Origin of the sequence: Lentzea sp. DG1S-22 (assembly GCF_036321065.1) — a bacterium.
In the GTDB taxonomy this organism is placed as follows: domain Bacteria; phylum Actinomycetota; class Actinomycetes; order Mycobacteriales; family Pseudonocardiaceae; genus Lentzea; species Lentzea jiangxiensis.
On record NZ_CP143276.1, the window covers coordinates 6,264,386 to 6,288,232 of the forward strand.

General features: G+C 70.6%; 24 protein-coding genes. 17 read left to right on the forward strand and 7 right to left on the reverse strand.

Annotation, left to right across the window (positions count from 1 at the left end; translation table 11 throughout):
* Positions 1–9: 9 nt before the first annotated feature.
* Both purB and V1227_RS29385 read left to right on the forward strand, forming a co-directional pair.
* Positions 10–1,428, forward strand: coding sequence for an adenylosuccinate lyase (gene purB, locus V1227_RS29380; RefSeq protein ID WP_329788603.1), 1,419 nt, complete (start codon positions 10–12; stop codon positions 1,426–1,428).
* A gap of 2 nt (positions 1,429–1,430) precedes the next feature.
* Entirely contained in the window at positions 1,431–2,219 is a 789-nt protein-coding gene (locus V1227_RS29385; RefSeq protein WP_329788605.1) for an MOSC domain-containing protein, read from the forward strand.
* On the opposite strand, the gene V1227_RS29390 is transcribed toward V1227_RS29385, so the two are convergent.
* The gene (locus tag V1227_RS29390; protein ID WP_236220812.1) at positions 2,216–2,659 is read right to left on the reverse strand and encodes a hypothetical protein; all 444 of its coding nucleotides are present in this window, start codon (positions 2,657–2,659) and stop codon (positions 2,216–2,218) included. The two genes, V1227_RS29385 and V1227_RS29390, sit on opposite strands and share 4 nt — an antisense overlap.
* Before the next feature lie 88 nt (positions 2,660–2,747).
* Here V1227_RS29390 and V1227_RS29395 point away from each other — a divergent pair, with 88 nt between their 5' ends.
* Both V1227_RS29395 and V1227_RS29400 read left to right on the forward strand, forming a co-directional pair.
* A complete protein-coding gene (locus V1227_RS29395; protein ID WP_329788607.1) occupies positions 2,748–3,623 on the forward strand; it encodes a phosphoribosylaminoimidazolesuccinocarboxamide synthase in 876 nt (291 codons plus the stop codon).
* Positions 3,624–3,673: 50 nt separating this feature from the next.
* Positions 3,674–4,324, forward strand: coding sequence for a DUF2334 domain-containing protein (locus V1227_RS29400; protein ID WP_329788608.1), 651 nt, complete (start codon positions 3,674–3,676; stop codon positions 4,322–4,324).
* Here V1227_RS29400 and V1227_RS29405 read toward each other — a convergent pair.
* Positions 4,287–4,910 (reverse strand): MBL fold metallo-hydrolase, encoded by a 624-nt coding sequence (locus tag V1227_RS29405; protein ID WP_329788609.1) that lies wholly within the window; start codon positions 4,908–4,910, stop codon positions 4,287–4,289. The two genes, V1227_RS29400 and V1227_RS29405, sit on opposite strands and share 38 nt — an antisense overlap.
* Before the next feature lie 66 nt (positions 4,911–4,976).
* On the opposite strand from V1227_RS29405, the gene V1227_RS29410 reads away from it, so the two are divergent.
* Entirely contained in the window at positions 4,977–6,101 is a 1,125-nt protein-coding gene (locus V1227_RS29410; protein WP_329788610.1) for a trypsin-like serine peptidase, read from the forward strand.
* Here the strand turns inward: V1227_RS29410 and V1227_RS29415 are convergent.
* Positions 6,085–7,065: an NAD-dependent epimerase/dehydratase family protein gene (locus tag V1227_RS29415; protein WP_329788611.1), complete on the reverse strand. Its 981-nt coding sequence runs from the start codon at positions 7,063–7,065 to the stop codon at positions 6,085–6,087. The two genes, V1227_RS29410 and V1227_RS29415, sit on opposite strands and share 17 nt — an antisense overlap.
* A 149-nt stretch (positions 7,066–7,214) precedes the next feature.
* On the opposite strand from V1227_RS29415, the gene V1227_RS29420 reads away from it, so the two are divergent.
* The 4 genes from V1227_RS29420 to purL all read left to right on the forward strand — a co-directional run bounded on the left by V1227_RS29420 (position 7,215) and on the right by purL (position 11,146).
* The gene (locus tag V1227_RS29420) at positions 7,215–7,754 is read left to right on the forward strand and encodes a hypothetical protein (RefSeq protein WP_329788612.1); all 540 of its coding nucleotides are present in this window, start codon (positions 7,215–7,217) and stop codon (positions 7,752–7,754) included.
* A 229-nt stretch (positions 7,755–7,983) separates the two neighbouring features.
* Positions 7,984–8,223 (forward strand): phosphoribosylformylglycinamidine synthase subunit PurS, encoded by a 240-nt coding sequence (purS, locus tag V1227_RS29425; RefSeq protein ID WP_329788613.1) that lies wholly within the window; start codon positions 7,984–7,986, stop codon positions 8,221–8,223.
* Positions 8,220–8,891 carry a phosphoribosylformylglycinamidine synthase subunit PurQ gene (gene purQ / locus V1227_RS29430; RefSeq protein WP_329788614.1) on the forward strand — a complete coding sequence of 224 codons (672 nt, stop codon included), beginning with the start codon at positions 8,220–8,222 and terminating at the stop codon, positions 8,889–8,891. Before purS ends, purQ begins: the two co-directional genes overlap by 4 nt.
* Positions 8,888–11,146: a phosphoribosylformylglycinamidine synthase subunit PurL gene (gene purL / locus V1227_RS29435; protein ID WP_329788615.1), complete on the forward strand. Its 2,259-nt coding sequence runs from the start codon at positions 8,888–8,890 to the stop codon at positions 11,144–11,146. The genes purQ and purL overlap by 4 nt, the downstream gene beginning before the upstream one ends.
* Before the next feature lie 35 nt (positions 11,147–11,181).
* On the opposite strand, the gene V1227_RS29440 is transcribed toward purL, so the two are convergent.
* Positions 11,182–11,976, reverse strand: coding sequence for a lysozyme (locus V1227_RS29440; protein ID WP_329788616.1), 795 nt, complete (start codon positions 11,974–11,976; stop codon positions 11,182–11,184).
* A 42-nt stretch (positions 11,977–12,018) separates the two neighbouring features.
* On the reverse strand, positions 12,019–12,858 hold the full coding sequence (locus V1227_RS29445) for an aldo/keto reductase (RefSeq protein ID WP_329788617.1): 840 nt from the start codon (positions 12,856–12,858) through the stop codon (positions 12,019–12,021).
* 78 nt (positions 12,859–12,936) lie between these two features.
* Between V1227_RS29445 and V1227_RS29450 the strand changes: the two genes are divergently transcribed.
* Positions 12,937–13,830 carry a LysR family transcriptional regulator gene (locus V1227_RS29450; protein ID WP_329788618.1) on the forward strand — a complete coding sequence of 298 codons (894 nt, stop codon included), beginning with the start codon at positions 12,937–12,939 and terminating at the stop codon, positions 13,828–13,830.
* 201 nt (positions 13,831–14,031) lie between these two features.
* On the opposite strand, the gene V1227_RS29455 is transcribed toward V1227_RS29450, so the two are convergent.
* Positions 14,032–14,700 carry a hypothetical protein gene (locus V1227_RS29455; RefSeq protein WP_329788619.1) on the reverse strand — a complete coding sequence of 223 codons (669 nt, stop codon included), beginning with the start codon at positions 14,698–14,700 and terminating at the stop codon, positions 14,032–14,034.
* Position 14,701: 1 nt separating this feature from the next.
* Positions 14,702–15,574 (reverse strand): pentapeptide repeat-containing protein, encoded by an 873-nt coding sequence (locus V1227_RS29460; RefSeq protein ID WP_329788620.1) that lies wholly within the window; start codon positions 15,572–15,574, stop codon positions 14,702–14,704.
* A 72-nt stretch (positions 15,575–15,646) separates the two neighbouring features.
* On the opposite strand from V1227_RS29460, the gene V1227_RS29465 reads away from it, so the two are divergent.
* The 7 genes from V1227_RS29465 (at position 15,647) to V1227_RS29495 (ending at position 23,801) form a co-directional block, all read left to right on the forward strand.
* Positions 15,647–16,459, forward strand: coding sequence for an SAM-dependent methyltransferase (locus V1227_RS29465; protein WP_329788621.1), 813 nt, complete (start codon positions 15,647–15,649; stop codon positions 16,457–16,459).
* 60 nt (positions 16,460–16,519) lie between these two features.
* Positions 16,520–18,685, forward strand: coding sequence for a putative bifunctional diguanylate cyclase/phosphodiesterase (locus tag V1227_RS29470; RefSeq protein WP_329788622.1), 2,166 nt, complete (start codon positions 16,520–16,522; stop codon positions 18,683–18,685).
* Between the two features lie 20 nt (positions 18,686–18,705).
* Positions 18,706–20,505, forward strand: coding sequence for a glycoside hydrolase family 15 protein (locus V1227_RS29475; protein ID WP_329788623.1), 1,800 nt, complete (start codon positions 18,706–18,708; stop codon positions 20,503–20,505).
* An 82-nt stretch (positions 20,506–20,587) separates the two neighbouring features.
* Positions 20,588–21,181, forward strand: a complete 594-nt coding sequence (locus V1227_RS29480) for a DUF3558 domain-containing protein (protein WP_329788624.1) — start codon at positions 20,588–20,590, stop codon at positions 21,179–21,181.
* Positions 21,182–21,333: 152 nt separating this feature from the next.
* A complete protein-coding gene (locus V1227_RS29485) occupies positions 21,334–21,672 on the forward strand; it encodes a transcriptional regulator (protein ID WP_329788625.1) in 339 nt (112 codons plus the stop codon).
* 15 nt (positions 21,673–21,687) lie between these two features.
* Positions 21,688–22,998 carry a PPE domain-containing protein gene (locus V1227_RS29490; RefSeq protein ID WP_329788626.1) on the forward strand — a complete coding sequence of 437 codons (1,311 nt, stop codon included), beginning with the start codon at positions 21,688–21,690 and terminating at the stop codon, positions 22,996–22,998.
* Positions 22,995–23,801, forward strand: a complete 807-nt coding sequence (locus tag V1227_RS29495; RefSeq protein ID WP_329788627.1) for an ESX secretion-associated protein EspG — start codon at positions 22,995–22,997, stop codon at positions 23,799–23,801. Before V1227_RS29490 ends, V1227_RS29495 begins: the two co-directional genes overlap by 4 nt.
* The last annotated feature ends 46 nt before the right edge of the window (positions 23,802–23,847 follow it).

Below are 23,847 nucleotides of genomic sequence, written 5' to 3' on the forward strand. Positions count from 1 at the left end.
CCTGAGCGCGTGACGAAGCCCCGCATCGCCAACGTCCTCGCAGGTCGGTACGCCTCCACGTCGCTCGCGACGCTCTGGTCCGCCGAGCACAAGATCGTGCTGGAGCGGCAGCTGTGGCTCGCGGTCCTGCGGGCCCAGGCGGCCGCGGGCATCGAGGTGCCCGAGACCGCGATCGCCGACTACGAGCGCGTGCTGGAGCAGGTAGACCTGGAGTCGATCGCGGCGCGCGAGCGGGTCACGCGGCACGACGTGAAGGCGCGCATCGAGGAGTTCAACGCGCTCGCGGGCCACGAGCAGGTCCACAAGGGCATGACCTCGCGCGACCTCACGGAGAACGTCGAGCAGCTGCAGGTGCTGCGCTCGCTCGAGCTGGTCCGCTCCAAGGTCGCCGCCGTCCTCGGCCGCCTCGCGCGCCTCGCCGCCGAGCACTCCGACCTCGTGATGGCCGGTCGTTCGCACAACGTGGCCGCGCAGGCCACGACGCTGGGCAAGCGGTTCGCGACGGGCGCCGACGAGCTGCTGGTCGCGTTCTCCCGCCTCGACGAGCTGATCTCCCGCTACCCGCTGCGCGGCGTCAAGGGCCCCGTCGGCACGGCCCAGGACATGCTCGACCTGCTCGGCACGCCCGAGAAGCTGCAGGAGCTGGAGCGGACGGTCGCGGGCCACCTCGGCTTCGAGCGGGTCCTCACGAGCGTCGGCCAGGTCTACCCGCGTTCGCTCGACTTCGACGTCGTCTCGACGCTCGTGCAGCTCGCGGCGGCGCCGTCGTCGGTCGCGAAGACGATCAGGCTGATGGCGGGCCACGAGCTCGTCACCGAGGGCTTCAAGCCCGGCCAGGTCGGCTCCAGCGCGATGCCGCACAAGATGAACACCCGCTCGTGCGAGCGCGTGAACGGCTTCGCGGTGATCCTGCGCGGCTACCTGTCGATGGTCGGCGAGCTCGCGGGCGACCAGTGGAACGAGGGCGACGTGTCGTGCTCGGTGGTCCGCCGGGTCGCGCTGCCCGACGCGTTCTTCGCGTTCGACGGCCTGCTGGAGACGTTCCTGACGGTGCTGGACGAGTTCGGCGCCTACCCGGCCGTCGTCACGCGCGAGCTGGACCGCTACCTGCCGTTCCTCGGCACGACGAAGGTGCTGATGGCGGCCGTGCGCGCGGGTGTCGGCCGTGAGACCGCGCACGAGGCCATCAAGGAGAACGCGGTGGCCGTCGCGCTGGCGATGCGCGAGCAGGGCCTCGCGCAGAACGACCTGCTGGACCGGCTCGCGGCGGACCCGCGCCTGCCGCTCGACCGGGCCGCCCTGGACGCGCTGCTGGCCGACCGCCTGTCGTTCACCGGCGTGGCGTCGGCGCAGGTGGCGTCCGTGGTGGAGCAGGTCGCCGCGGTCGTCGACAAGTACCCGGCCTACGAGCCGGAGCCGATCCTGTGATCGTGGCCGGTCTGCACGTCCACCCGGTCAAGGGGTGCGGCGGGTACCCCGTCGCCTCCTCGGCCGTCGACCTGACGGGCCTGCGCGACGACCGGATGATGATGCTCGTCGACGACGAGGGCGTGTTCCTGTCGCAGCGCAAGGTCCCGGAGATGGCGGCGCTGCGTCCGTCCGTCGTGGACTCGTCGCTGTCGATCGGCGGCGAGTCCTTCCCGATCGTCCCCGACGGGCCGCGGGTTCCGGTCGTCGTGCACGCCTGGCACGGGTCCGGAGTGGACCAGGGCGACGCCGCGGCGGCGTACTTCTCCGACGCGCTCGGCAGGTCCGTGCGGCTCGTGCGCACTCCACCGGACCTGCGCAGGGAGACGACCGGTGAGACGACCGGCCTCGTCGGGTACGCCGACGGCAACGCGCTGCTGGTGCTCTCGCTGTCCTCGCTGGACGGTCTGAACGAGCGGATCCTGGAACGCGGCGGGGACCCGGTGCCGATGGACCGCTTCCGCCCCAACGTGGTCGTGTCCGGCTGGCCGGAGCCGCACACGGAGGACCGCGTGCGGCGGGTGGCCATCGGTGACGTGGAACTGGCCTACGCCAAGGACTGCGTGCGTTGCGCGGTGCCGATGGTCGACCAGGCGACGGGTCTGAAGAGCGGACCGGAGCCGATCCGTTCGCTGGCGACCTATCGGCGTGATGCCGACGGAGGGGTGACGTTCGGCATGAAGGCCCAGGTCGTCCGCACCGGCACCATCGCGGTCGGCGACGAGCTCGACGTGCTGGAGTGGCGCGCCTAGGCCTTCTGCCAGCGCAGGCGGTCGCCGCGCTGGGGGTCCTTGCGGCACACCAGCTTCTCGCCGCGCAGGCCGATGCCGTTCGCGCCTTCGGGATCGCACCGCGCGCCCTCGTTGACCAGGAGGCCCTGCTGCGGCGGGGCCTCGGTGGTCGTCGGCTGCTGCACGGCGGGCGGCGTCTGGACGGGCGGCGGCTTCGGCTGCGTCGTCCTCGTGGTGGTCGTGGTGGTCGTTGCCGTCGTGGACGAGCCCTTGACCGTGATGTCGGCGACGTCCGGAGTCGGCACGATGCTCACCGACTGGGTCGTGCTCGTGTCCTGCGCGCCGCCGGAGGTGGGCGACGAGACGGGGCTGGAGTCGAAGCTCCACCCGGCCACGCCCAGGACGACGAGCAGGGCCGCACTGGCCAACGCCGGGATCCACAGGGCCTTTCTGGTGAGCACGGGTGCACCTTAAGCTCCTTCGGCCTTGATCTGTAGTGGTGCGGGGTGTAGATCGGTGCCCGGAACACGGGCACGTAGTCTGACCAGCGTGCCTACGCTCGCTGACTACCAGCACGTCGCCCGCGGCAAGGTTCGCGACCTGTACGACGTGGACGACGAGCTGCTGCTGTTCGTCGCGTCCGACCGCATCTCCGCGTACGACCACATCCTGAGCTCGGAGATCCCGGACAAGGGCCGCGTGCTCACCGCGATGAGCGTGTTCTGGTTCGAGCGGCTCACGCCCAACCACCTGGTCTCCTACGACGACCCGCGCATCCCCGCCGAGGTCCGCGGCCGGGCGCTGCTGGTGCGCAAGCTGCGGATGGTCGACGTCGAGTGCGTGGCGCGCGGGTACCTCACGGGCTCGGGCATGGCCGACTACACCGCGACCGGCGCGGTCTGCGGGATCGAGCTGCCGGCCGGGCTGGTCGAGGCGTCCGAACTGGACCCGCCGATCTTCACGCCCGCGTCGAAGGCCGAGATCGGGGCGCACGACGAGAACGTGTCGTTCGACGTCATCGCGGAGAAGCACGGCGTGGAGCTGGCGTCGAAGCTGCGTGACCGCACCATCGAGCTCTACAGCGAGGCGCGCGCGTACGCGTTGACGCGTGGCCTGATCCTGGCGGACACGAAGTTCGAGTTCGGGCTCTCCGCGGACGGTGAGCTGGTGCTGGCGGACGAGGTCTTCACGCCGGACTCGTCGCGCTACTGGCCGGCCGAGGGCTACGAGCCCGGCCGCGTGCAGCCGTCGTTCGACAAGCAGTACGTGCGCGACTGGCTGACGTCGCCCGCGTCGGGCTGGGACCGCAAGGGCGACACCCCGCCGCCTCCGCTGCCCGCCGAGGTCGTCGAGGCCACCCGTGCGCGGTACGTCGAGGCCTACGAGAAGCTGACGGGCCGGTCCTTCGCCGACTGGCTGGCGTGAGTTGGCTCCGCTTTCACGCGGATGTCACCACGGCGTGGCGCACTCATTGAGTGCACTCACAGCTCGTGGTCTCCCTGTCCGGCATCGGTCCGCAGACACTCGACCGATGCGCTGATCTGGCCGCGGCCCTCGGCCCGCGGCGGGTGCCGTTGTCGCTGCTCGTGGTCCCCCGCGAGCTCGGCAGGGCGCAGGAATGGGTGCGGCAGCGCGCCGCGCTCGGCGATGCCGTCGTCCTGCACGGTCTCGGCCAGCGGCGGTTGCCCGCCTACGAGGCCGGGCTGCTGCTGATGGGCGCGCGTCTGCAGATGGACGCCATCGGACTGAACGCCGACACGTTCGCGCCTCGGCGTTGCGTGGCGTCGCCCGGGACGTTGCTCGCGCTCGCCAAGCACCGGTTCAAGCTCTGCGCCGACGCGCACGCGGTTCGTGACGTGGGCAGCGGGCTCGCGACGCTCGGCCGCCTGCACGCGCTGACCGAGCGCAGCAGCTTCGGCGAGCTGCGGTCGCTCGCGCTGGTCTACGCGACGGCCAGGTCCGCACGCCGCGGCGGGCTGACCCGGATCACCGTCGACGCCCGCGACCTGCACCGGCCCGGTGCGCGGCAGGCCGTGCTCGACGCCGTGGACATCGCCCTCGCCCACGACGCCGAGCCGACCACCTACGTCAAACTGCCGTCTCCTCGCCTGGCGTCAGCGGCCTGACCTCGGTGCCCTCGGGCTTGAGCATCTCGAAGAGCCGGTGGGCCATCTGCGGGCTCGCGAGCGTCTTCTCGTGGATCGGCACGGCGACACGCGGCTTCACGGCGCGCATGAAGTCGACCGCCTCGCCGGTGCGCATCCACGGCGCGCCCGCGGGCAGACCGAGCACGTCCACGTCCTCGTCGGGCACGAACAGCGAGTCGCCGGGGTGGTAGAACGCGCCGTCGCCGACCACGTAGGCCGCGTTCGGCACGATCGGGATGTCCTGGTGGATCATCGCGTGCTGCCCGCCGACGACCCGGACGCCCAGGTCGCCGATCTCGAAGGTGTCACCCGGCCGGGCGACGGTCGCGTTCTCGACGGTGGGCGCCGTGCCCTCGTCCACGATCAGCTGCGCCCGCGGGTTGGTCTTGAGCAGCGCGGGCAGCTTCTCGAGGTCGACGTGGTCGAAGTGCTGGTGCGTGACCAGCACCGCGTCCAGGTCCGCGAGGTCCTCGAACCCCTCGGAGAACGTGCCGGGGTCGATCAGCACGCGGGTGGTGCCCGTCTCGAGAAGCACGCAGGCATGACCGAAATGGACAACTTTCACGTAATCCTCCAGTACCGACGTTTGGCGGGCTGACACGGTGAGGTGACGTCGGAAGTATCAAAAGGCATGAGGAAAACCCTGCAACTCCTCACGGCACTGGCGCTCGCCCTGCCGATGACGTCCATCATCCCTGCTACCACCACCTCTACCCCTGCGCAGGCGTCCTCGCCGCAGTCGCAGGAAATCGGAACCGAGGAATCGGTCTCGGTCCGCGTGGGTGGCGCGAACCGTTCGACGACCGTCGAACGACCCGGCTCCGGATACGTGAAGCTGCATTTCACGGACCTGCGGATCATGCCGGGTGACGTGCTCACGGTGTCGAACCCCGACGGCACCGAGAAGTACACGTACACAAGAGATCTGAAGGCCTCCCTGACGGCCACGGTCGACGCGTCCGGCTTCTGGGCCATGTCCGTCACCGGCGACCGCGCCGTGGTGTCGGTGACGAACCCGCTGTCGCGCGTCCGGATCGACAAGCTGACGCGCGGCTACACCGAGGCCGAGATGTCCGCGCAGCCGTCCGTGCAGAGCATCTGCGGCACGAACGACTACAAGGACGCGGTCTGCTACCAGTCCAGCAACCCGACCGAGTGGGGCAAGACGCCGGCCGTGGCGAAGCTGCTGCGCAACGGCAGCTCGCTGTGCACGGCGTGGCGCGTCGGACCCAACAACCGCATGCTGACCAACGAGCACTGCTTCACCAGCACCACCGGCATCGAGGTGTGGTTCAACTACCAGTGCCCGACCTGCGGCGGCACGAACTCGGCCACCGTCACGAAGGTGCTGGCGGCCCAGGTGCTGAAGTACAGCGCCGCGCTGGACTACACCCTCTTCACCGTGAACAACTTCGCGGCCATCAGCTCGTTCGGCTACCTCGAGCTGGACGCGCGCGTTCCGGCCGTGGGTGAGGAGATGTACATCGTCGGCCACCCGGCCGGGAAGCTGAAGAAGTTGTCGTTGCGCGACAACAACAACGGCGGCGGCTACTGCGTCGTGCGCGCGGTGCGGGTGAACGGCAGCTCGTCGCAGTCCGACATCAGCTACATGTGCGACACCGAGGGCGGCTCGTCCGGCTCACCCGTGCTGTCGAGGCGCACGCACAAGGTGATCGGGCTCCACCACTTCGGCGGCTGCCCGAACCAGGGCGTGCGCATCGACCTCGTCGCGGCGCAGGTCAACTCACTGCTGTAAGGATCTCCCGCTCCTCCTGCTCGGTGAGCCCCGCCTTGCGGGGCCGGTCCAGCCCGAGGCCGCGCTCGTACTCCAGCGAGTCGAGCGCGGTCTCGGCCAGCGGCCGGACGCGCAACCCGTTCGCCAGGGCGTTGCTGACGTCGCGGCCGACCATCTTGGCCCACTCCCGGGGCAGCCACAGCGGCAGCGACCGCGGCCCGGCCCACGGGTTGATGTTCAGCTCCTTGAGCACGCTCTCCGCGACGGGCACGAGCTGCGTCCCGGGCGCGGCCGTCGCGCCGGCGATCTCACCGATGGCCATCTGGAACGGCATGACCGGCCCGGTCGAGTCGTACGTGCCCGTCACCCGCTCCTCGGCCGCGAACACGATCCACTGCGCCAGGTCCCGCGCGTCGATGTGCTGGAAACCGAGGTCCGGGCTGTCCGGCACGACCACGCGCCCACCCCTTGCCAGCCGCGAGGGCCAGTACCCGAACCGGTCGCTGGGGTCGTCCGGCCCGGTGATGAGCCCGGCCCGGACGATGAAGTCCCGCCCCGCCACGGCCTCGCGCACCGCGATCTCGCTGGCCACCTTGACGCTGCCGTACCGCTCGGCCGTGAACTCCTCGGTCGGGTCGTCCTCCAGCGGCGGCAGCAGCTCGTTGCTGCCGGTCGCGTGGTCCGCGTAGACCGAGATGCTGGAGACGAACGTCCAGTGCGGCGTGGTGGACCCGAACGCCTCCAACGCGTCCCGCACCCAGTTCACCGAGTACTTGGACACGTCGACCACCGCGTCGAACCGCTCACCGGCCAGCGCGTCGAACGCACCGGGCCTGTCCCTGTCGACCCGGACCAGCGTCGCGCCCTCGGGAACCCCGCCGGAGGCACCGCGGGCAGCGCACACCACGTCGTGGCCGCGCCGGACGGCCTCCGCGGTGACTGCCTTGCTGAGGAACACGGTCCCGCCGAGCACGAGGATCTTCATGACCTCCAGCATCCGGCCGATCGGGCGGCGGTGCCAGTGGTCTCGCTTTCGGCGAAATAGCCGGTTGGAATAGTTCCAAGTCAGGGTCGTTCGGACCCGATCGGTGTGACTTGGTGAACTGGTGTTCGGGGTGTGCCGATGGACGTTCCGTGAGTCTGCACGCCTTCGTCGACGAGTCGCGGCGAAACAACACGTACCTGCTGGCGGTGGCCCTGGTGCCACCCGGCCAGTTGCACAAGTTCCGCAAGGCCCTGCGCTGTCTGCTGATGCCGGGACAACGGGAGTTGCACTGCAAGAAGGAGACCCCCGGCCGCCGCAAGGTGATCGTGTCGCGGCTCGTGGAAGAGCGGGTCTCGGTGCGGCTGTACAGGCGCAGCTGCGACCAGGGGGACGAGCAGTCGCGCCAGACGTGCGTCCGGCGGCTCGTGGAGGACCTGCTGGCAGCCGGTGCTCATCGGCTCGTCCTCGATTCGCGTGCCCAGCGAGATCAGCACGACCTCCTGACGATCCGCACGTCACTCGGCCACGTCGCGTTGTCCACGAACCTCGTCTACGAGCACTGCCGCAGCAGCAGCGACGAGCTGCTGTGGATCGCGGATTTCGTGGCCTGGTGCTACGGCTCCGGCGGTGAGTGGCGGGAGCGGGTGATGCCGGTCGTCGAGTCGATCGTCGACCTGGACAACCCCTAGAAAGCGCGATACCCAGCCGTCGACCGTCCGGACGTGGGCTGGGTACACTTCCTCGGCTTACGGGCCTCGGCGACTCCAACCTTACCAAACGGCCTCGCCGAGGCAAGCTCGTTCACCCGAAGGTGGACCACCGACGATGTGCCCCCGAACACGTGTCGGGAAGATGAACGCCCAGCTCAGGTAGGGTCGACGGGTACCGCCAGCCCTCCACCCCAGGGAGCAGTCCGTCGTGGCCCGAGTCGTCGTCGACGTCATGCCGAAGCCCGAGATCCTCGACCCCCAAGGCCAGGCGGTGGCGAACGCGCTGCCCCGTCTCGGCTTCGACGGCGTCACCGCCGTCCGCCAGGGCAAGCACTTCGAGCTGGAGGTCGCCGACGACGTCGACGACGCCACGCTCGCCAAGATCGCCGAGAGCTTCCTCGCGAACCCCGTGATCGAGGAGTGGACCGTGCGCAGGGTCGAGGCATGAGGGTCGGTGTCGTCACCTTCCCCGGCACCCTCGACGACGTCGACGCGCAGCGGGCGGTGAGGTACGCCGACGGCGAGGCCGTTCCGCTCTGGCACGGCGACCACGACCTCAAGGGTGTCGACGCGGTCATCGTGCCCGGTGGGTTCTCCTACGGCGACTACCTGCGGGCCGGTGCCATCGCGCGGTTCGCGCCCGTCATGCGGGAAGTGGTCGAGGCCGCGAACAAGGGGATGCCGGTTCTCGGCATCTGCAACGGCTTCCAGATCCTCGCCGAGGCCCACCTGCTGCCGGGTGCGCTGACCCGCAACCACAAGCTGCACTTCGTGTGCCGCGACCAGTGGCTCCGGGTCGAGAACACGAGCACCGCCTGGACCACCAGGTACGACCGCGACGCCGAGATCCTCGTGCCGCTGAAGTCCGGCGAGGGCGGTTACCAGGCCGACGACGACACCCTCCAGCAGCTCGAAGACGAGCACCGGGTCGTCTTCCGGTACGTCGGCGAGAACCCGAACGGCAGCCGCAACGACATCGCGGGCATCACGAACGCCAGGGGCAACGTCGTCGGCCTCATGCCGCACCCCGAGCACGCCATCGACGCGCTCACCGGCCCCACGGACGACGGCCTGGGCATGTTCCTGTCCCTGCTCGACGCGGTGGTGAAGGCGTGATCGACAGCGTCAAGAACGCGGAGAGCACTCCCGACCAGGAGCAGCCCTACCGGGAGCTGGGCCTCAAGGACGACGAGTACGCGCGCATCAGGGAGATCCTCGGCAGGCGCCCCACCGACGCCGAGCTGGCGATGTACTCGGTCATGTGGAGCGAGCACTGCTCCTACAAGTCGTCCAAGGTGCACCTGAAGTACTTCGGCGACACCACGACCGACGAGATGCGCGCCAAGATGCTCGCGGGCATCGGCGAGAACGCCGGTGTCGTCGACATCGGGGACGGCTGGGCCGTCACGTTCAAGGTCGAGAGCCACAACCACCCGTCGTACGTCGAGCCCTACCAGGGTGCGGCGACCGGGGTCGGCGGCATCGTCAGGGACATCCTCGCGATGGGCGCCCGGCCGCTCGCGGTCATGGACCCGCTGCGGTTCGGCAGGCCGGACGCCGAGGACACCAGGCGGGTGCTGCCCGGCATCGTCGCGGGGGTCGGCGGCTACGGCAACTGCCTCGGCCTGCCCAACATCGGCGGCGAGGTCGTGTTCGACGAGTCCTACCAGGGCAACCCGCTGGTCAACGCCCTGTGCGTCGGCGCGATGCGGGTCGAGGACCTGCACCTCGCGCACGCGAGCGGCACCGGCAACAAGGTCATCCTCTACGGCGCGCGCACGGGCCTCGACGGCATCGGCGGGGTCAGCGTGCTGGCGAGCGAGACGTTCGACGACACGGCCGGCAAGCGCAAGAAGCTGCCGAGCGTGCAGGTCGGCGACCCGTTCACCGAGAAGGTGCTGATCGAGTGCTCGCTGGAGCTCTTCGAGAAGGGTCTCGTCGCGGGCATCCAGGACCTCGGGGGCGCGGGCCTGTCCTGCGCGACGAGCGAGCTCGCGTCCGCCGGTGACGGTGGCATGCGCGTCCACCTGGACCGCGTGCCGCTCAGGGCGGAGAACATGACGCCGGCGGAGATCCTCTCCAGCGAGTCGCAGGAACGCATGTGCGCCGTCGTGGAGCCGCACAACGTCGAGGCGTTCATGGCGGTCTGCGCGAAGTGGGACGTCATCGCCACCGAGATCGGCGAGGTGACCGAGGGCGACCGGCTGGTCATCACGTTCCACGACGAGGTCGTCGTCGACGTGCCGCCGCGCACCGTCGCGCACGAGGGTCCGGTCTACCACCGGCCGATCGAGCGCCCGGCCGACCAGGACGAACTGCGGGCGAACACGCCCGACGGCCTTCCCCGGCCGGCGGAGGAGGAGCTGCTCGACCTGGTCAAGACCATGGCGGCCAGCCCCAACCTGGCGTCCAGGAAGTGGGTCACGCAGCAGTACGACCGCTACGTCCGCGGTGGCACCGTCCTCGCGCAGCCGAGCGACGGCGGCATGATCCGCATCGACGAGGAGACCGGCCGCGGTGTCGCCCTGTCGACGGACTGCAACGGCCGCTACACCAGGCTCGACCCGTACGAGGGCGCGAAGCTGGCGCTGGCCGAGGCGTACCGCAACGTCGCGACCACCGGTGCCACGCCCGTCGCCGTCACGAACTGCCTCAACTTCGGCTCGCCGGAGGACCCGGCGGTCATGTGGCAGTTCGAGCAGGCCGTGAAGGGCCTCGCGGACGGCTGCGCGGAGCTCGGCATCCCGGTGACCGGCGGCAACGTCAGCTTCTACAACCAGACCGGCTCCACGGCGATCCTGCCGACGCCGGTCGTGGGCGTGCTGGGCGTGATCGACGACGTGCGGCGCCGCATCCCCACCGGGATCGGGGCCGAGGCCGGGGAGACGCTGCTGCTGCTCGGCGAGACGCGCGACGAGTTCGGCGGGTCGGAGTGGGCGCACCACGTCCACGGCCACCTGGGTGGTCTGCCGCCGAAGGTCGACCTCCAGCACGAGAAGCTGCTCGGCGAGGTGCTCGTCGCGGGCTCGCGGGACGGCATGATCTCCGCCGCGCACGACCTGTCGGAGGGCGGTCTCGCGCAGGCGCTGGTCGAGACGTGCCTGATCGGCGAGGTGGGCGCGCGGGTCTTCCCCGAGGGCGACCTGTTCACGGCGCTGTTCAGCGAGTCGGCCGGCCGCGTGCTGGTCGCCGTGCCGCGCACCGAGGAGCAGCGCTTCACCGACATGTGCACCGCGCGTCGCCTGCCGTGGCGCAAGGTCGGTGTCGTCGACCCGGAGTCGAAGGCGCTCGAGGTGCAGGGGCTCGGCGAGATCCCGCTGGACGAGCTGCGCGAGGCCTGGGAGGGCACCCTCCCCGCGCTGTTCGACTGAGATGCGAGGAGGACGGCCCTCGCGAAGGGTCGTCCTCAGCCCGCGGCGATGCGCTGCAGCTGCTCGAACCTGCCGTTGAACAGGTTCTGGTCACCGGGGAAGTGCCCGGCCGCCTGCCACTGCCAGATCGTGTGGAAGTCGAAGCCCATCGGCAGCGGGCCGACCTCGGTGCCGTAGCGCGCGATCCACAGCGGGTTGTCGGCACCGAACTCCACCGAGCCGCCGACGCACTCGTTCCACCATTTCGTGGATGTGTAGATCATCGGATGCCGTTTCGTGCGCGCGTAGACCGTGTCGCTGAACGTCTTGACCCACGCCGTCATCGCGGCCTGGCTCAGGCCGTAGCAGGTGTCGCCGTACGGGTTGTACTCCATGTCGAGCGCGGGCGGCAGCGTCCTGCCGTCGGGTGACCACCCGCCGCCGTTGTCGACGAAGAAGTTCGCCTGCGCCGCTCCGCTGGCCCGGTCCGGCAGCGCGAAGTGGTACGCGCCGCGGATCATGCCGATCTTGTAGGAGCCGTCGTACTGCTGGGTGAACCCGGGGTTGCGGTAGTGGGTGCCCTCGGTCGCCTTGACGTAGGAGAACCGGGCCCCCTTGTCCCAGGCCGACCTCCAGTCGACGTCGCCCTGGTGGCTGCTGACGTCCATGCCCGGCACCTTGCCCGCGGTGGGCGGGGAGTCCGAGGCCGAACGGAGGTCGCCGGGGCCTTCGTGCTTGAGGATCTGGGAGCCCGCTGTGTGGTCCGCGGAGCCCTCGGGCAAGGGCGCCGCGGACGCGGGTGCCGGCGTCATGCCGGCGACGATCGCGACGATGCTGATCAAGGTCTGCATGGACTAGATCGTGCGTCCATTTGTCGCAATGTGCTACCGGGGTCACCCGTCCAGGCGGGACAGCTCCTCGGCGGTCAACTCCAGGTGGGTGGCGGAGGCCGAATCGCGGATGCTCGCCGGTCGGGAAGCACCCGGAATGGGGACCACCACTTCCGACTTCGCCAGCATCCACGCGAGGCAGACCTGGTGGGCGCTCACGCCGCGGGCCTCGCCGACCTCCTGGAACGGGCCGCCCAGCGAACCGGCCTTGCCGATGCCGCCGAACGGGCTCCACGGCAGGAACGCGATGCCGAGCTTCGCGCACAGCTCCAGCTCGGGTTCGCTCGACCGGAACACCGGCGAGAACTGGTTCTGCACGGCCGCCAGCCGGCCGCCGAGGATCTCGTTGGCCTGCACGATCTCGTCCGGGTTGAAGTTCGAGACGCCCGCGTAGCGGATCTTGCCGTTGTCCAGCAGCTCCGCGAGCACGCCCACGGACTCCGTGATCGGCACCTTCGGGTCCGGGCGGTGGAACTGGTACAGGAAGATCTGGTCGACGCCGAGCCGCCGCAGCGACCCGTCGACGGCCCCGCGCAGGTACTCCGGGCGTCCGTCGAGCTCCCAGCCGCCACCGGGCGCGCGGGTGTGGCCGCCCTTGGTCGCCACGAACACCTCTTCCGAGCGGCCCTTCAGGCCCTCGGCGATCAGCTCCTCGTTGTGGCCGAAGTCGGTGTCGTCGAGCGAGTAGGCGTCCGCGGTGTCGATGAACGTCACGCCCGCGTCCAGCGCGGCGTGGATGGTCTCGATCGCCCGCGCCCAGTCCGGCCTGCCCTGCACGGACATGGGCATGCCGCCCAGACCGATGGCGCTGACTTCCACTTCTCCGATGCGGCGCTTCTGCATGCCCTCCACTCTGGCCCCTCGGGATTAAGCTGTCCAACGCAGGGAAGTGATCTCATTGAGCACCGCAGGTGATGAATCGTGGAACTCAGGCAGCTGGAGCACTTCCTCGCGGTCGCCGAGGAGTCCCACTTCACCAGAGCGGCCAAGCGCCTGCACATCGCCCAATCGGGGCTGTCGGCGTCGATCCGGGCGCTGGAGGTGGAGCTGGGCGCGCCGCTGTTCCTGCGCACGACCCGCCAGGTCGGGTTGACGCAGGCCGGACGGGCCCTGCTGCCCGAGGCGCGCAGGGCGCTGGGCAGCGTCGAGGCGGCCAGGGACGCCGTCGCGGCCGTCCAGGGCCTGCTGCGCGGCACGCTGTCCGTCGGCAGCCTGCAGTGCCTGCACGTGGTGCACCTGCCGGCGGTGCTGTCGCGGTTCCACGAGCTGCACCCCGGCGTGGAGATCAGGATGCGCCAGTCCGGCAACGCCGAGCTCGTCGAGGACGTGCGGGCGGGACGGCTCGACCTCGCGTTCGTCACGCGTCAGCCGAAGATCGCCGAAGACCTCCGGGTGTCCACTTTGGCCGGTGAACCGCTCGTGCTCGCGTGCGCGCCGGGAAGTCCCTTCGCCGCAAGGGGGTCCGTCGCGCTCGCGGAGCTCGCCGGGCAGTCGTTCGTCGACTTCAACGCCGACTGGGGCACGCGCGACGAGGTGGACCGCGCCCTCGCCGCCGCCGGTGTCGAGCGGCGCGTCGCCGTGGAGGTCAACGACGTGCACTCACTGCTCGACTTCGTCTCGTTCGGGCTCGGTGTCGCGTTAGTCCCGCAGTCCTTCGCCCTCAAGACCGACCGCGCGCACTTCGTCGGCCTTCGCGGGGACGTGCCCGTCGCCGAGACCGTCGTCGTCAGGGCGGCCACCGCCGGCGCCGCCGCGACCGTTCTGCTCGACATGGTGCTGGAAGCCAGGTCCGGCCGCCTCCGTGCTGCCGGTTAGGTGCCAGCCGGCCGGGGGCTCGCGGAACTCGGTCCCCTCCAGCACCCGCATCTCACCGCGCTGCACGGCGGGCGGCTCGGGGGACGGGTGGAAGAACCGGCCGACCTTCGCGACCCCCATCTTCGGCGAGCTCATCTCGACGGGACCGGCGAAAGTCGTCTCCTGGAAGGAGATCCCGCCTTCGAAGTCGCCGTTCTCCAGCTACAGGCGGCCGTGGAAGGCGCCACCGGAGAACAGCGCGACGCTCCGCACGTGCACGTTGCGCAGGTTCGTGATGCCGTAGAACTGCGCGCGCCGGGCGACGAACCGGTTGACGTGCCGGCCGTCCAGCGAGAAGTACTCGAGGACGGCGCCGGTCAGGTCGAGGTCGTAGTGCTTGTGCCTGCGCTTCTTCCCCCACGACAGGGTGTCCTTGATCAACCGCTGCGCGGTCAGCCGGACCTGGTGCTCCAGCCTGGTCGCCTCGTCCACCTCGCCGAAGTGCTGCTGCGGGTCGTCGGGCCTCGCCTGGTGGGAGGGGTGCGTGAACGGACGGCGCAGGTAGGCGCACAGCACGTCGAGCACGGTCTGCCGGTAGCGGGGCGTCGACTTCGCGAACCACGCCAGCGAGTGCATCGCGCCCACGCGCACCTGGTCGGCCTCGTTGCCCAGCAGTTCGACGGAACGGGCGAACCGCTCGTCGGCGACCTTCTCGCTCTCGAGCGAGTGCTTGCGGTCGTTGAGCCACAACGCGTACAGCGCGACGACGGCACCGCCCGCGACGCCGGCGGTCTTCACGATCTCCACCGCCGGCGCCTTGACCGTCCAGAGCAGGACCGCGGTCGCCGCGGTCACCACGCCGGCGGAGAGCACCGCGAGCAGCCACTTCACGTCAGTTCCTCCACGCTTCGGGAAGGTCGGCCTGCACGGCGAACGTACAACCGTCCGCCTTCACGTCCGCCCACTGCGAGTCCGAGAACTTGGTCTCGCCCTGGAACTTGGTCTCGGTGAACACCGCGAGCCCGCGCGCCTTGACCCTGCTGAACCACGCCTTGCGGCGGAACTCGTTGTGGTGCAGGTAGATCCGGCCGGTCACCTCGGCGTCGGTGAGGTACAGGTCGCCGTGCACCACCATGTGGTGGAACGCGTTGGACTCGTTGAGGCGCGCGACCCGCATGACCAGGTCGCCGACCTGCCGGTACGACAGGTCCATGTACTCGAGGTGCGCCTTGGTGAGGTTGAGGTCGTAGCGCGGCGGGTCCTTCTCCTCCAGCCGGGGCAGCAGGTCCTCGACCAGCCGCTGCGAGGTGAGCCGGACCTCCAGCTCGATCTCGGCGGCGTCCTCGTCCTCGGACGAGCGCTTGAACGGTCGGCGCAGGTAGGCGCAGAGGATGTCGAGCACGGTCTGCGTGTACTCGGCCCTGGACTTCGCGAGGCCGGCCAGCGCGTGCATCGCGCCCACCCGCACCTGGGCCGTCTCGTGGCCCAGCAGCTCGACGGCGCGCGCGAACCGCTCGTCGGCCACGCGCGACCTGTCGTGGTCGATGCGCTGGCTCTCGAGCTCCTGGCGGGCCTCCTCGACCTTGCGCCGCCGGTCGTTCAGCCACAACGCGTAGAGCGCGACGATCGCGCCGCCCGCCAGACCGCCCGTCTTGATCGCCTCGTGCTTCGGCGCGCGGGGGTCCACGAGCAGCAAACCGCCGCCCACCAGCACAAATGCGCCGATCGACGCAAGAATCGTCGACAGCAGCAAACTTTTCCTCACGAGGTCGGCATTGTGCCAAGCGGCGGGTGCATGATGGGGTCGAACGGGTGCGAACGCGGGTGGGGTGAGCGGGTGGAACGGCCGAACTGGGCGCCGGGGGACATCGACCTGGAGCGGCCCAGCATCGCGCGCGTGTACGACCACTGGCTCGGCGGCGCGCACAACTTCGCCGCGGACAGGGCGGTCGCCGAGAAGGTCCTGCGGACGATGCCCGAGCTGCGCGCCGTCGTGCTCGGCCACCGCGCCTTCCTGCGCAGGGTCGTCCGCCACCTGCTCGGCCGGGGCGTGCGCCAGTTCCTCGACCTCGGCTCCGGCATCCCGACCGTCGGCAACGTGCACGAGATCGCCCAGGCCGCCGACCCCGGGGCGCGGGTCGTCTACGTCGACCTGGACCCGGTGGCGGTCGCGCACAGCCGGTCGCTGCTGGAGGGCAACGGGCACGTGGGCGTGCTGCAGGCCGACGTGCGCGACCCGCTGGGCGTGCTGTCCTCGCCCGAGGTCGGCAAGCAGCTCGACTTCGACGAACCGGTCGCCGTGCTGATGATCTCGCTGCTGCACTTCGTCCCGGACGAGGAGGACCCGTGGGGCGTGGTCGGCGGTTACCGCGACCGCCTCGCTCCCGGCAGCTTCCTCGCGATCTCCCACGCGGGCTACGAGGGTGAAGAGGAGCCGGAGTCGTTCCGGGAGGCGCGCCGGATCTACGACCGGAACGTCACGCCGATGACGCTGCGCGGCAGGGCGGAGCTCACGCGCTTGTTCGAGGGGTTCGACCTGGTCGAACCGGGTGTGGTCCGCGTACCGGCCTGGCATCCGGAGTCGTGCGACGGTGACGGGGAGTTCGGAGGGCGTTTTCCCGGGTTCGCCGCGGTGGGCCGGAAGGCGTAGAGGTGACTGCGCACCGCAACCGGCCGTATGCTGCGCGTTCGTGGCATCAGGGTCGAGCAGATGACCGAACGGGTTGACCAGCGAGTGCGCGAGGACCGCTCTCCTCTGGACCCGGCCGTAGTGGCCGGTGCCGAGGTGTTCGCGCGCAGCTGGGCGACGGCGGTGATCGGGTCGAGCTACGTCCCGATGACCCGCGCCGAGGTCGCGCAGCACCTCCAGGACCTCACCGAGCTGCTGGTCGAGGCGCTGTTCGCGAGCCCGTTCCGCACCGCTCCCGGCTACGAGATCGGCTCGCGGCTGGTCGACGCGCACTTCACCGGCACCGACACGCTCGGCCGCACGGTCCAGCTGCTCGGCGAAGACCTGCTGGCCGACCTGGGCTTCCCCGGTGACGACAAGCTGCAGTCCCGCCTCGCCGCCCTGCAGGGCGCGCTGTCCGCCGGGTACGCCCGCGCGCTGCGGGAGCGCACGCTCGCCGAGCAGGAGGCGATCAGGGCGGCCGTGCTGGACGCCCGCGACCAGGCCGAGGCGATGCTGCGGGCGTCGGAGGCCCGGTTCCGCGCGATGTTCACCGAGGCCGCGATCGGCATCGGCATCGCGGACATCGAGGGCCGGATACTCGACGTCAACCAGGCCCTGCAGGACATGCTGGGGTTCAGCGTCGAGGAGATGCGCCAGTACAACGTCCGCGACCTCATGCACCCCGAGGACGCGGGCAGCGTGTGGCGGCTCTACGACCAGCTCATCGCGGGCGAGTGCGACCACTACCGGGCCGAGAAGCGCTTCCACCGGGCCGACGGCGAGCAGGTGTGGACGCACCTGACGCTGTCGCTGGTCCGCGACGACCACGGCGAGCCGCAGTACCAGGTCGCGATGATCGAGGACGTCACCGACCGGCACCTGCTGCAGAACAGGCTGCGCTACCAGGCGCTGCACGACCCGCTGACCGGCCTGCCGAACCGCGCGCTGTTCCTCGAACGGCTGGGCCGCGTGTTCAACAACCGCGCCAAGCACGCGCGGGCCGGGCTCTGCTACCTCGACCTCGACGGCTTCAAGGTCATCAACGACTCGCTGGGCCACGACACGGGCGACCAGCTGCTGGTCGAGGTCGGCCGCCGGCTCGACCACTCGGTGTCCGGCGAGGGCAAGCTGGTCGCGCGCATGGGCGGCGACGAGTTCGTCATCCTGGTCGAGGGCTCGTCCTGCGAGCAGGACATCGTCGACGTGGCCGACCGGGTGCTGACCGAGCTGGAGGCGCCGATCCGCATCGCGGGCCACGAGCTGTCGGTGTCGGCGTCGATCGGCATCGTCGAACGGCGGCTGTCCGGCACGACGTCGGCCGACCTGATGCGCGACGCGGACATCACGCTGTACTGGGCCAAGGCGGACGGCAAGGCGCGCTGGGCGCTCTACGACCCGGAGCGCAACGCCAAGGAGGTCGCCAGGTTCACGCTGTCGGCCACCATGCCGCGCGCCCTGGAACGCGGCGAGTTCTACGTCGAGTACCAGCCGCTGGTGCGCCTGGAGGACTCGACGGTCACCGGCGTCGAAGCCCTGGTGCGCTGGCAGCACCCGGAGTTCGGCAGGCTCGCGCCCGACCGGTTCATCGAGCTGGCCGAGGAGACCGGCCTGATCGTCCCCTTGGGACGGTGGGTGCTGCGCAGGGCCTGCGAGGAGGCCCGGCGCTGGCTCGAGGAGTTCGGCGACTCGGCGCCGTTCGTGTCGGTGAACCTCGCCGTGCGCCAGTCCCGCGACCCCGAGCTCGTCCGCGACGTCAAGCGGATCCTCGACGAGTGCGGGCTGCCCCCGCACCACCTGCAGCTGGAGCTCACCGAGTCGGCGATCATGGGCACCGCCGACGAGCCGCTGGAGGCGCTGAGGGCGTTGTGCGACATGGGTGTCCGCATCGCGATCGACGACTTCGGCACCGGCTACTCGAACCTCGCCTACCTCAAGCACCTGCCCGTGCACGAGCTCAAGATCGCCGGCTCGTTCATGGAGGGGCTGCGGGCCGAGAACGAGGAGGACCCGGTCGACTCGCAGATCGTCGCCACGCTGGTCCAGCTGGCCCACGCGCTGTCCCTCGGCGTGACCGCGGAGGGGGTCGAGACACCGGCCCAGGCCGCCCGGCTGCTGCGCCTGGGCTGCGACACGGGACAGGGCTGGTTCTTCGCGCGGCCCGGTCCGCCGGAGAACATCGACAGCCTCCTGCGTGGTGATCTCTAGGGCGGGGAACTCCGAGTGCCATGAAACCCTTGGCGCTCGTCGTGCTCCTGCTCGCCGCGACGACCCCGGTCGTCCGCGCCGCTCCCGCCGACGTCGTCCCCCTGCCGGCGGACAAGCAGGGGTTCGGCACCGCGAGATCGGCGGAAAGCCCTGTTTGGTTCACCCTCGGTCACCAGGGGCTCTCGGAGATCTTCCACCCCGACCTCAGCACGCCCGCGACCCGCGAGACCCGGCTGCTGGTCGACGGGAAGCCCGGCCGGGCGCGCACCGAGCCGGCCGACGACCGGTCGCTCACGTTCCGCCAGCACCTGAGCGGGGACGGCTGGCGGGCCGAGATCACCTACGTCACCGATCCGCGGCGTGCGGCCGTTCTCGCCGACGTGGACTTCCACGCGCAACGCCCGGTCCGCCTGTCGATCGAGCACGTGCCGATGAAGGACGGCGGCTCCGTGGCGAGCACGTTGCCCACCGAACCGGTGCGACGCGCGCGCGGCACGTTCGCGGTCGGGTTCGGTGAGGGTGTCGCACGGGCGGCGTTGGAGCAGGACTTCCGCGTGGTGGCACGGGAGTACGCGCGGGGCTGGCGCACGTACCTGGACGGGCTGAAGCGGCCCGGGTCGGCGGACCGGCGGCTCTACGACATGTCCGTGATGGTGCTGGCGGCCACGGAGGACAAGGCCAACCCCGGTGCGTCGATCGCCTCGCCGAGCTTCCCGTGGGCGTTCGGGTTCGACCGCGCACTCGCGCCGGAGCTCGGCCCGTACGCGCTGGTGTGGCCGCGCGACCTGTACCACGTGTCGACGGCCATGATCGCCGCCGGCGACACCGGGTTCGCCCAGCGCTCGCTGGACTTCATGCTGACCAGGCAGCAGCAGCCGGACGGGCACCTGCCGCAGAACACGCGGGTCGACGGCACCCCGGTGTGGACCAAGGTCCAGCTCGACCAGGTCGCGGCGCCGCTGCTGCTCGCCTGGCACCTCGACCGGCGGGACAAGTCCACAATGGACGCTCTGCGCCGCTCGGCCGACTACCTGCTGAGCTATCCGAACGCGCCGTTCAGCGAGCAGGAGCGGTGGGAGAACCAGGACGGCTACTCGCCCGCCACCATCGCCTCGGCGGTCGCCGGCCTGGTCTGCTTCGCGGACCTGTTGCGGCGCAACGGCGAGAACGCCGACCGCTACCTCGCCACCGCCGACGAGTGGCAGCGCGGAGTCGAGGGCTGGACGGCGACGAACACCGGTCCGCACGACCCCAAGCCGTACTACCTGCGCGTCACCAAGGACGGAAAGCCCGACCAGGGCACGAAGTACGACCTCGGTGACAACAACCCGGCCGAGGTCGACCAGCGCGCGGTCGTCGACCCGAGCTTCCTCGAACTGACCAGGCTCGGCGTCAAGCGCGCCGACGACCCGGTCATCCGCAACACGGTGAGCGTCGTCGACCAGCACCTGCGGGAGCAGGGCTACTGGCACCGCTTCACGCAGGACGGTTACGGCGAGACGGCGGACGGCAGGCCGTGGAACATCAACTGGCCGACGCCGACCCGCACGTACGGACGGCTGTGGCCGCTGCTCAGCGGCGAACGCGGTGAGTACGAGCTGCTGACCGGCGACAAGCGCAAGGCGGCCCAGCGGCTGGAGGAGATCGCGGCGACCGCGAACAGCGGGCTCATGCTGCCGGAGCAGGTCTGGAACGGCCGCGGCACCGAGTCGGCGACCCCGCTCGCGTGGACGCACGCGCAGTACGTCCGGCTGGCGTGGTCGCTCGACCGGGGCGAACCGGTCGAGCGCCCCTCCGTGGTGGTGCGGCGCTACCGGTGACCGCGGGCCGGGGCCGGAGGGGGTGACGCGGGCCACCTCGTTCGCCACCCTCCGTGCCCGGCGATTCGGTACGTTGACCCGCATGCGCCGACTTGCCGTCCCGTTGTTGCTGGCAGCCGTGCTGTCCGGGTGCTCGGCCACCGAGCCGGGATCGCCCTCCGCGGGGCAGCAGACGGGCTCCGCGCCCGCGACCGGGTCCTCGACCGGTTCGGCCCCGGTGGCGAGGCCCAAGGCCGTCGACATGAAGGCGCTCGACCCCTGCACGCTCTACACGGCCGAGGTGAAGTCGGCACTCGGCGTCCGCCTCGTGACGGAGCGCCCCGCCCTGGCCGACTACGGCCAGGGCAGCAGGACGTGCAGCAACAACTACGAGGACGCCACGTACTCGTCGTCGATCTACACGCTGGTCAACGGTGGCGTGGACCGGCTCAGGCAGACCGTCGGTGAGGCCGAGCTCACCCCGGCGCGGGTCGCGGGCTACCCCGCGTACGTCGACGGGCGGGACGTGTCGGGCCTCGGACCCGCCTGCGATGTTTACCTCGACGCCCACGACGGGCAGTTGTTGCTGGTGAACGCCGTCGGAGGGTTCGGAGAGGACAGGTCCACGGTGGACGGGGCGTGCGCGCAGGCGAAGAAGCTCGCCGAAGCCGTCGGAGCCGTTCTCGCGACCGAATGACGTTCGAGCAGAACTACTCGTCTTGTACCGGGAACCGGTCACCCGCGTCACGCATCAGAGCTAAAGTCGTTCCAAATGCACACGCGGCCCATCCCCCAGGGCCGTACTGAGGAGGGTGTGCCGTGTATCTCGCGGACGGTGGGGGCACCACGGTGCCTTCAGAGTTCGGGCAGCGCAAGCTGAAGGTGGAGCCACACGCCATTCCACAGGCGCGGGCCGCCTTCCAGCGCGCGCTCGACGAGTTCGACGCCAAGATCAAGGCGGCTGTGCACGAGCTGACGACCAGGCCGTGGGCCGCGGACCCGATCAGCGACGAGACGTCGAAGGCGTTCAACGAGCAGACGAGGGGCAAGGCGCTCGCCGCGCTCGACGCCTACCGCGAACAGCTCGTCGGCGTCATCGCGCAGCTCAAGGCGATCGAGGAGCAGTACCGCCAGACCGAGGGCGACAACGAGGCCATGTGGGGCAAGCACCTGCGGGACATGGGCTGAGAGGGGGACTGACAGATGACTGAGCACCGCTTCCAGGGGTACGGACACCCCGAGCTGTACAAGATGATCAACTCCGGTCCCGGCGTCTCCGCGTCCATCCCGGTCGAACAGGGCTGGAAGTCGATCGCCGAGATGCTCGCGCGGATCGACAGCGACCTGCACGACGGTCTCGCGAAGATGGGCGCGGACTGGGAGTCCGACGCCTCCGACGCCGCCCAGGGCGCGCTGTCGCCGCTGGCCCAGTGGGCCGGTTTCGCCGAGTCCGGCGCGACCACCATGGAGAGCTCCGCGCGCCTGCAGGGCGAGTACATCGCCGAGGCGCGCAAGAAGATGCCCGAGGTCGTGCCCGTCACGACCGAGAAGCCGGGCCTCCTCGACATCGCCGCCGGCGCGCTGACCGGTCCGGTCGGCATGGCGCACGTCGTGAGCCAGCAGATGGACCACGAGCGCCAGGAGGCCGCCGCGGACAACGCCGCGGCCCAGGCCGTCAAGGTCATGGAGGACTACCAGTCGGACAGCCGCTGGAACTCCTCGACGCTCGGCGAGTTCCCGACACCGCCGCAGGTCGTGATCGACACGCCGCCCCCGTCCGACACGGGCACGGGCAGCACGCGCGCGGGCTACGCGTCGACGGGTGCTCCGGCGCCGTCGGGCAACACGGGCACGACCCACTCGTCGTGGGCGACGCCGACCGGCCCGCAGACCCAGGTCTCGACGGGCTGGACGCCGCCGCCGACCGACACCACGCACACGTCGTGGACGACGCCGACGCCCACGCCGACGCCGCCCCCCACGCACGTCCCGCCGCCCACCAACCTGCCGCACCCGACGCCGACGCCGACGCCGGTTCCTCCGAGCGGGCCGATCTTCACCAGGCCCTCGACGGGCGGTCCCGGCGGTGGCCCCGGTGGGCCCGGTGGTCCCGGCACCGGTGGTCCCCGCGGCGGCCTGCCCGGTGGCGGCCCCGGCGGTCCCGGTGGCGGCAAGGCGTTCGCCCCGATGTCGGGTTCGCTCGGCGGCGGCGCGTCCGGCCAGGGCGCGATGAAGGCCGTCGGCATGCCCGGTGGCCTCGGCGGCGCGATGGGCTCCGGTCCTGCTGACGCGGTGCGCGGCGGCGCGATGGGCTCCGGTCCGGGCGCGGGCGCCGGTGCGGGCAAGGCCGGTGCGGCCGGTGCCGGCATGGGTGCCGGTGGCGCCCACGGCCAGAAGGGCGAGGGCGAGGACGACATCGAGCACAAGGCGGCCGACTACCTGGTCGAGACCGACGACGTGTTCGGCGACGACCGCATGGTCGCTCCTCCGGTCATCGGTGGCCTGTCCGAGTGACTCTGTTCGGTGCTCCGGCGGAGAGGGAACCGATCACCCTCTCCGCCGAGGAGTTCGACGTGGTGTGGGACCGGATGGACGTCGGTCCCATGCCGCTCGTGCTCAAGGTCCCCACACCCGGCAAGACGCGTGACGAGCGCGTCCAACTGGAGAACCGGGTCTACGCCCAGCTCGACCAGCGCCGCCTGGGCAACTCGCGCGGTCTGTCGTCCGAGCTGGACGGGTTGCTGCGCATGTTCGTCAGGCCCGAGAGGGAGGCAGACGGTCGCCTCTGGCTCGGTCACAGCCTCCGCGTCCTCGCCGTCGCGAACGGCGACTGGTGCGCGGTGGCGACGTTGCGCGACGACCGGCTGACCTTCCAGCCGTGGACGGGCTCCGGGCTCGCCTCCGCGGTGCTGTCGGTGCTGCCGCAGCACCCCGCCGGAACCGGGATCTCCGTGACGCTGCCGAGCGCGGACATCGAGAAGGCGATCGCCCGGACCGACGGCTCGCCGAAGTCGACCGAGGCGGCGTTCCGCGGCATCGGGCTGCGCGAGGACGACGCCAAGCAGCTGGTCAAGATGTTCACCGGCATCGTCCACACCGGGAACTTCGGTGCCGCCGCCAGGGACAGGTACGGCAAGCGCTGGCGTCCCGAGCGGGTGGTCGGGTTCTTCGACACCGAGGAGGGCCGCTACCTGCAGCAGCGCCGTGCCTCGAACGGCCAGCCGCCGTGGAGCACGTTCACGCCGACCGACGCGCGCCGGATGCTGCGCCAGGTCGACGAGCTGATCGCCGAGGCGGTTCATTCCGCCGGCGCGTGATCTCTGGTTTGATCTGACCACCGCCGCCGTGGCCAAGACCCCTTGG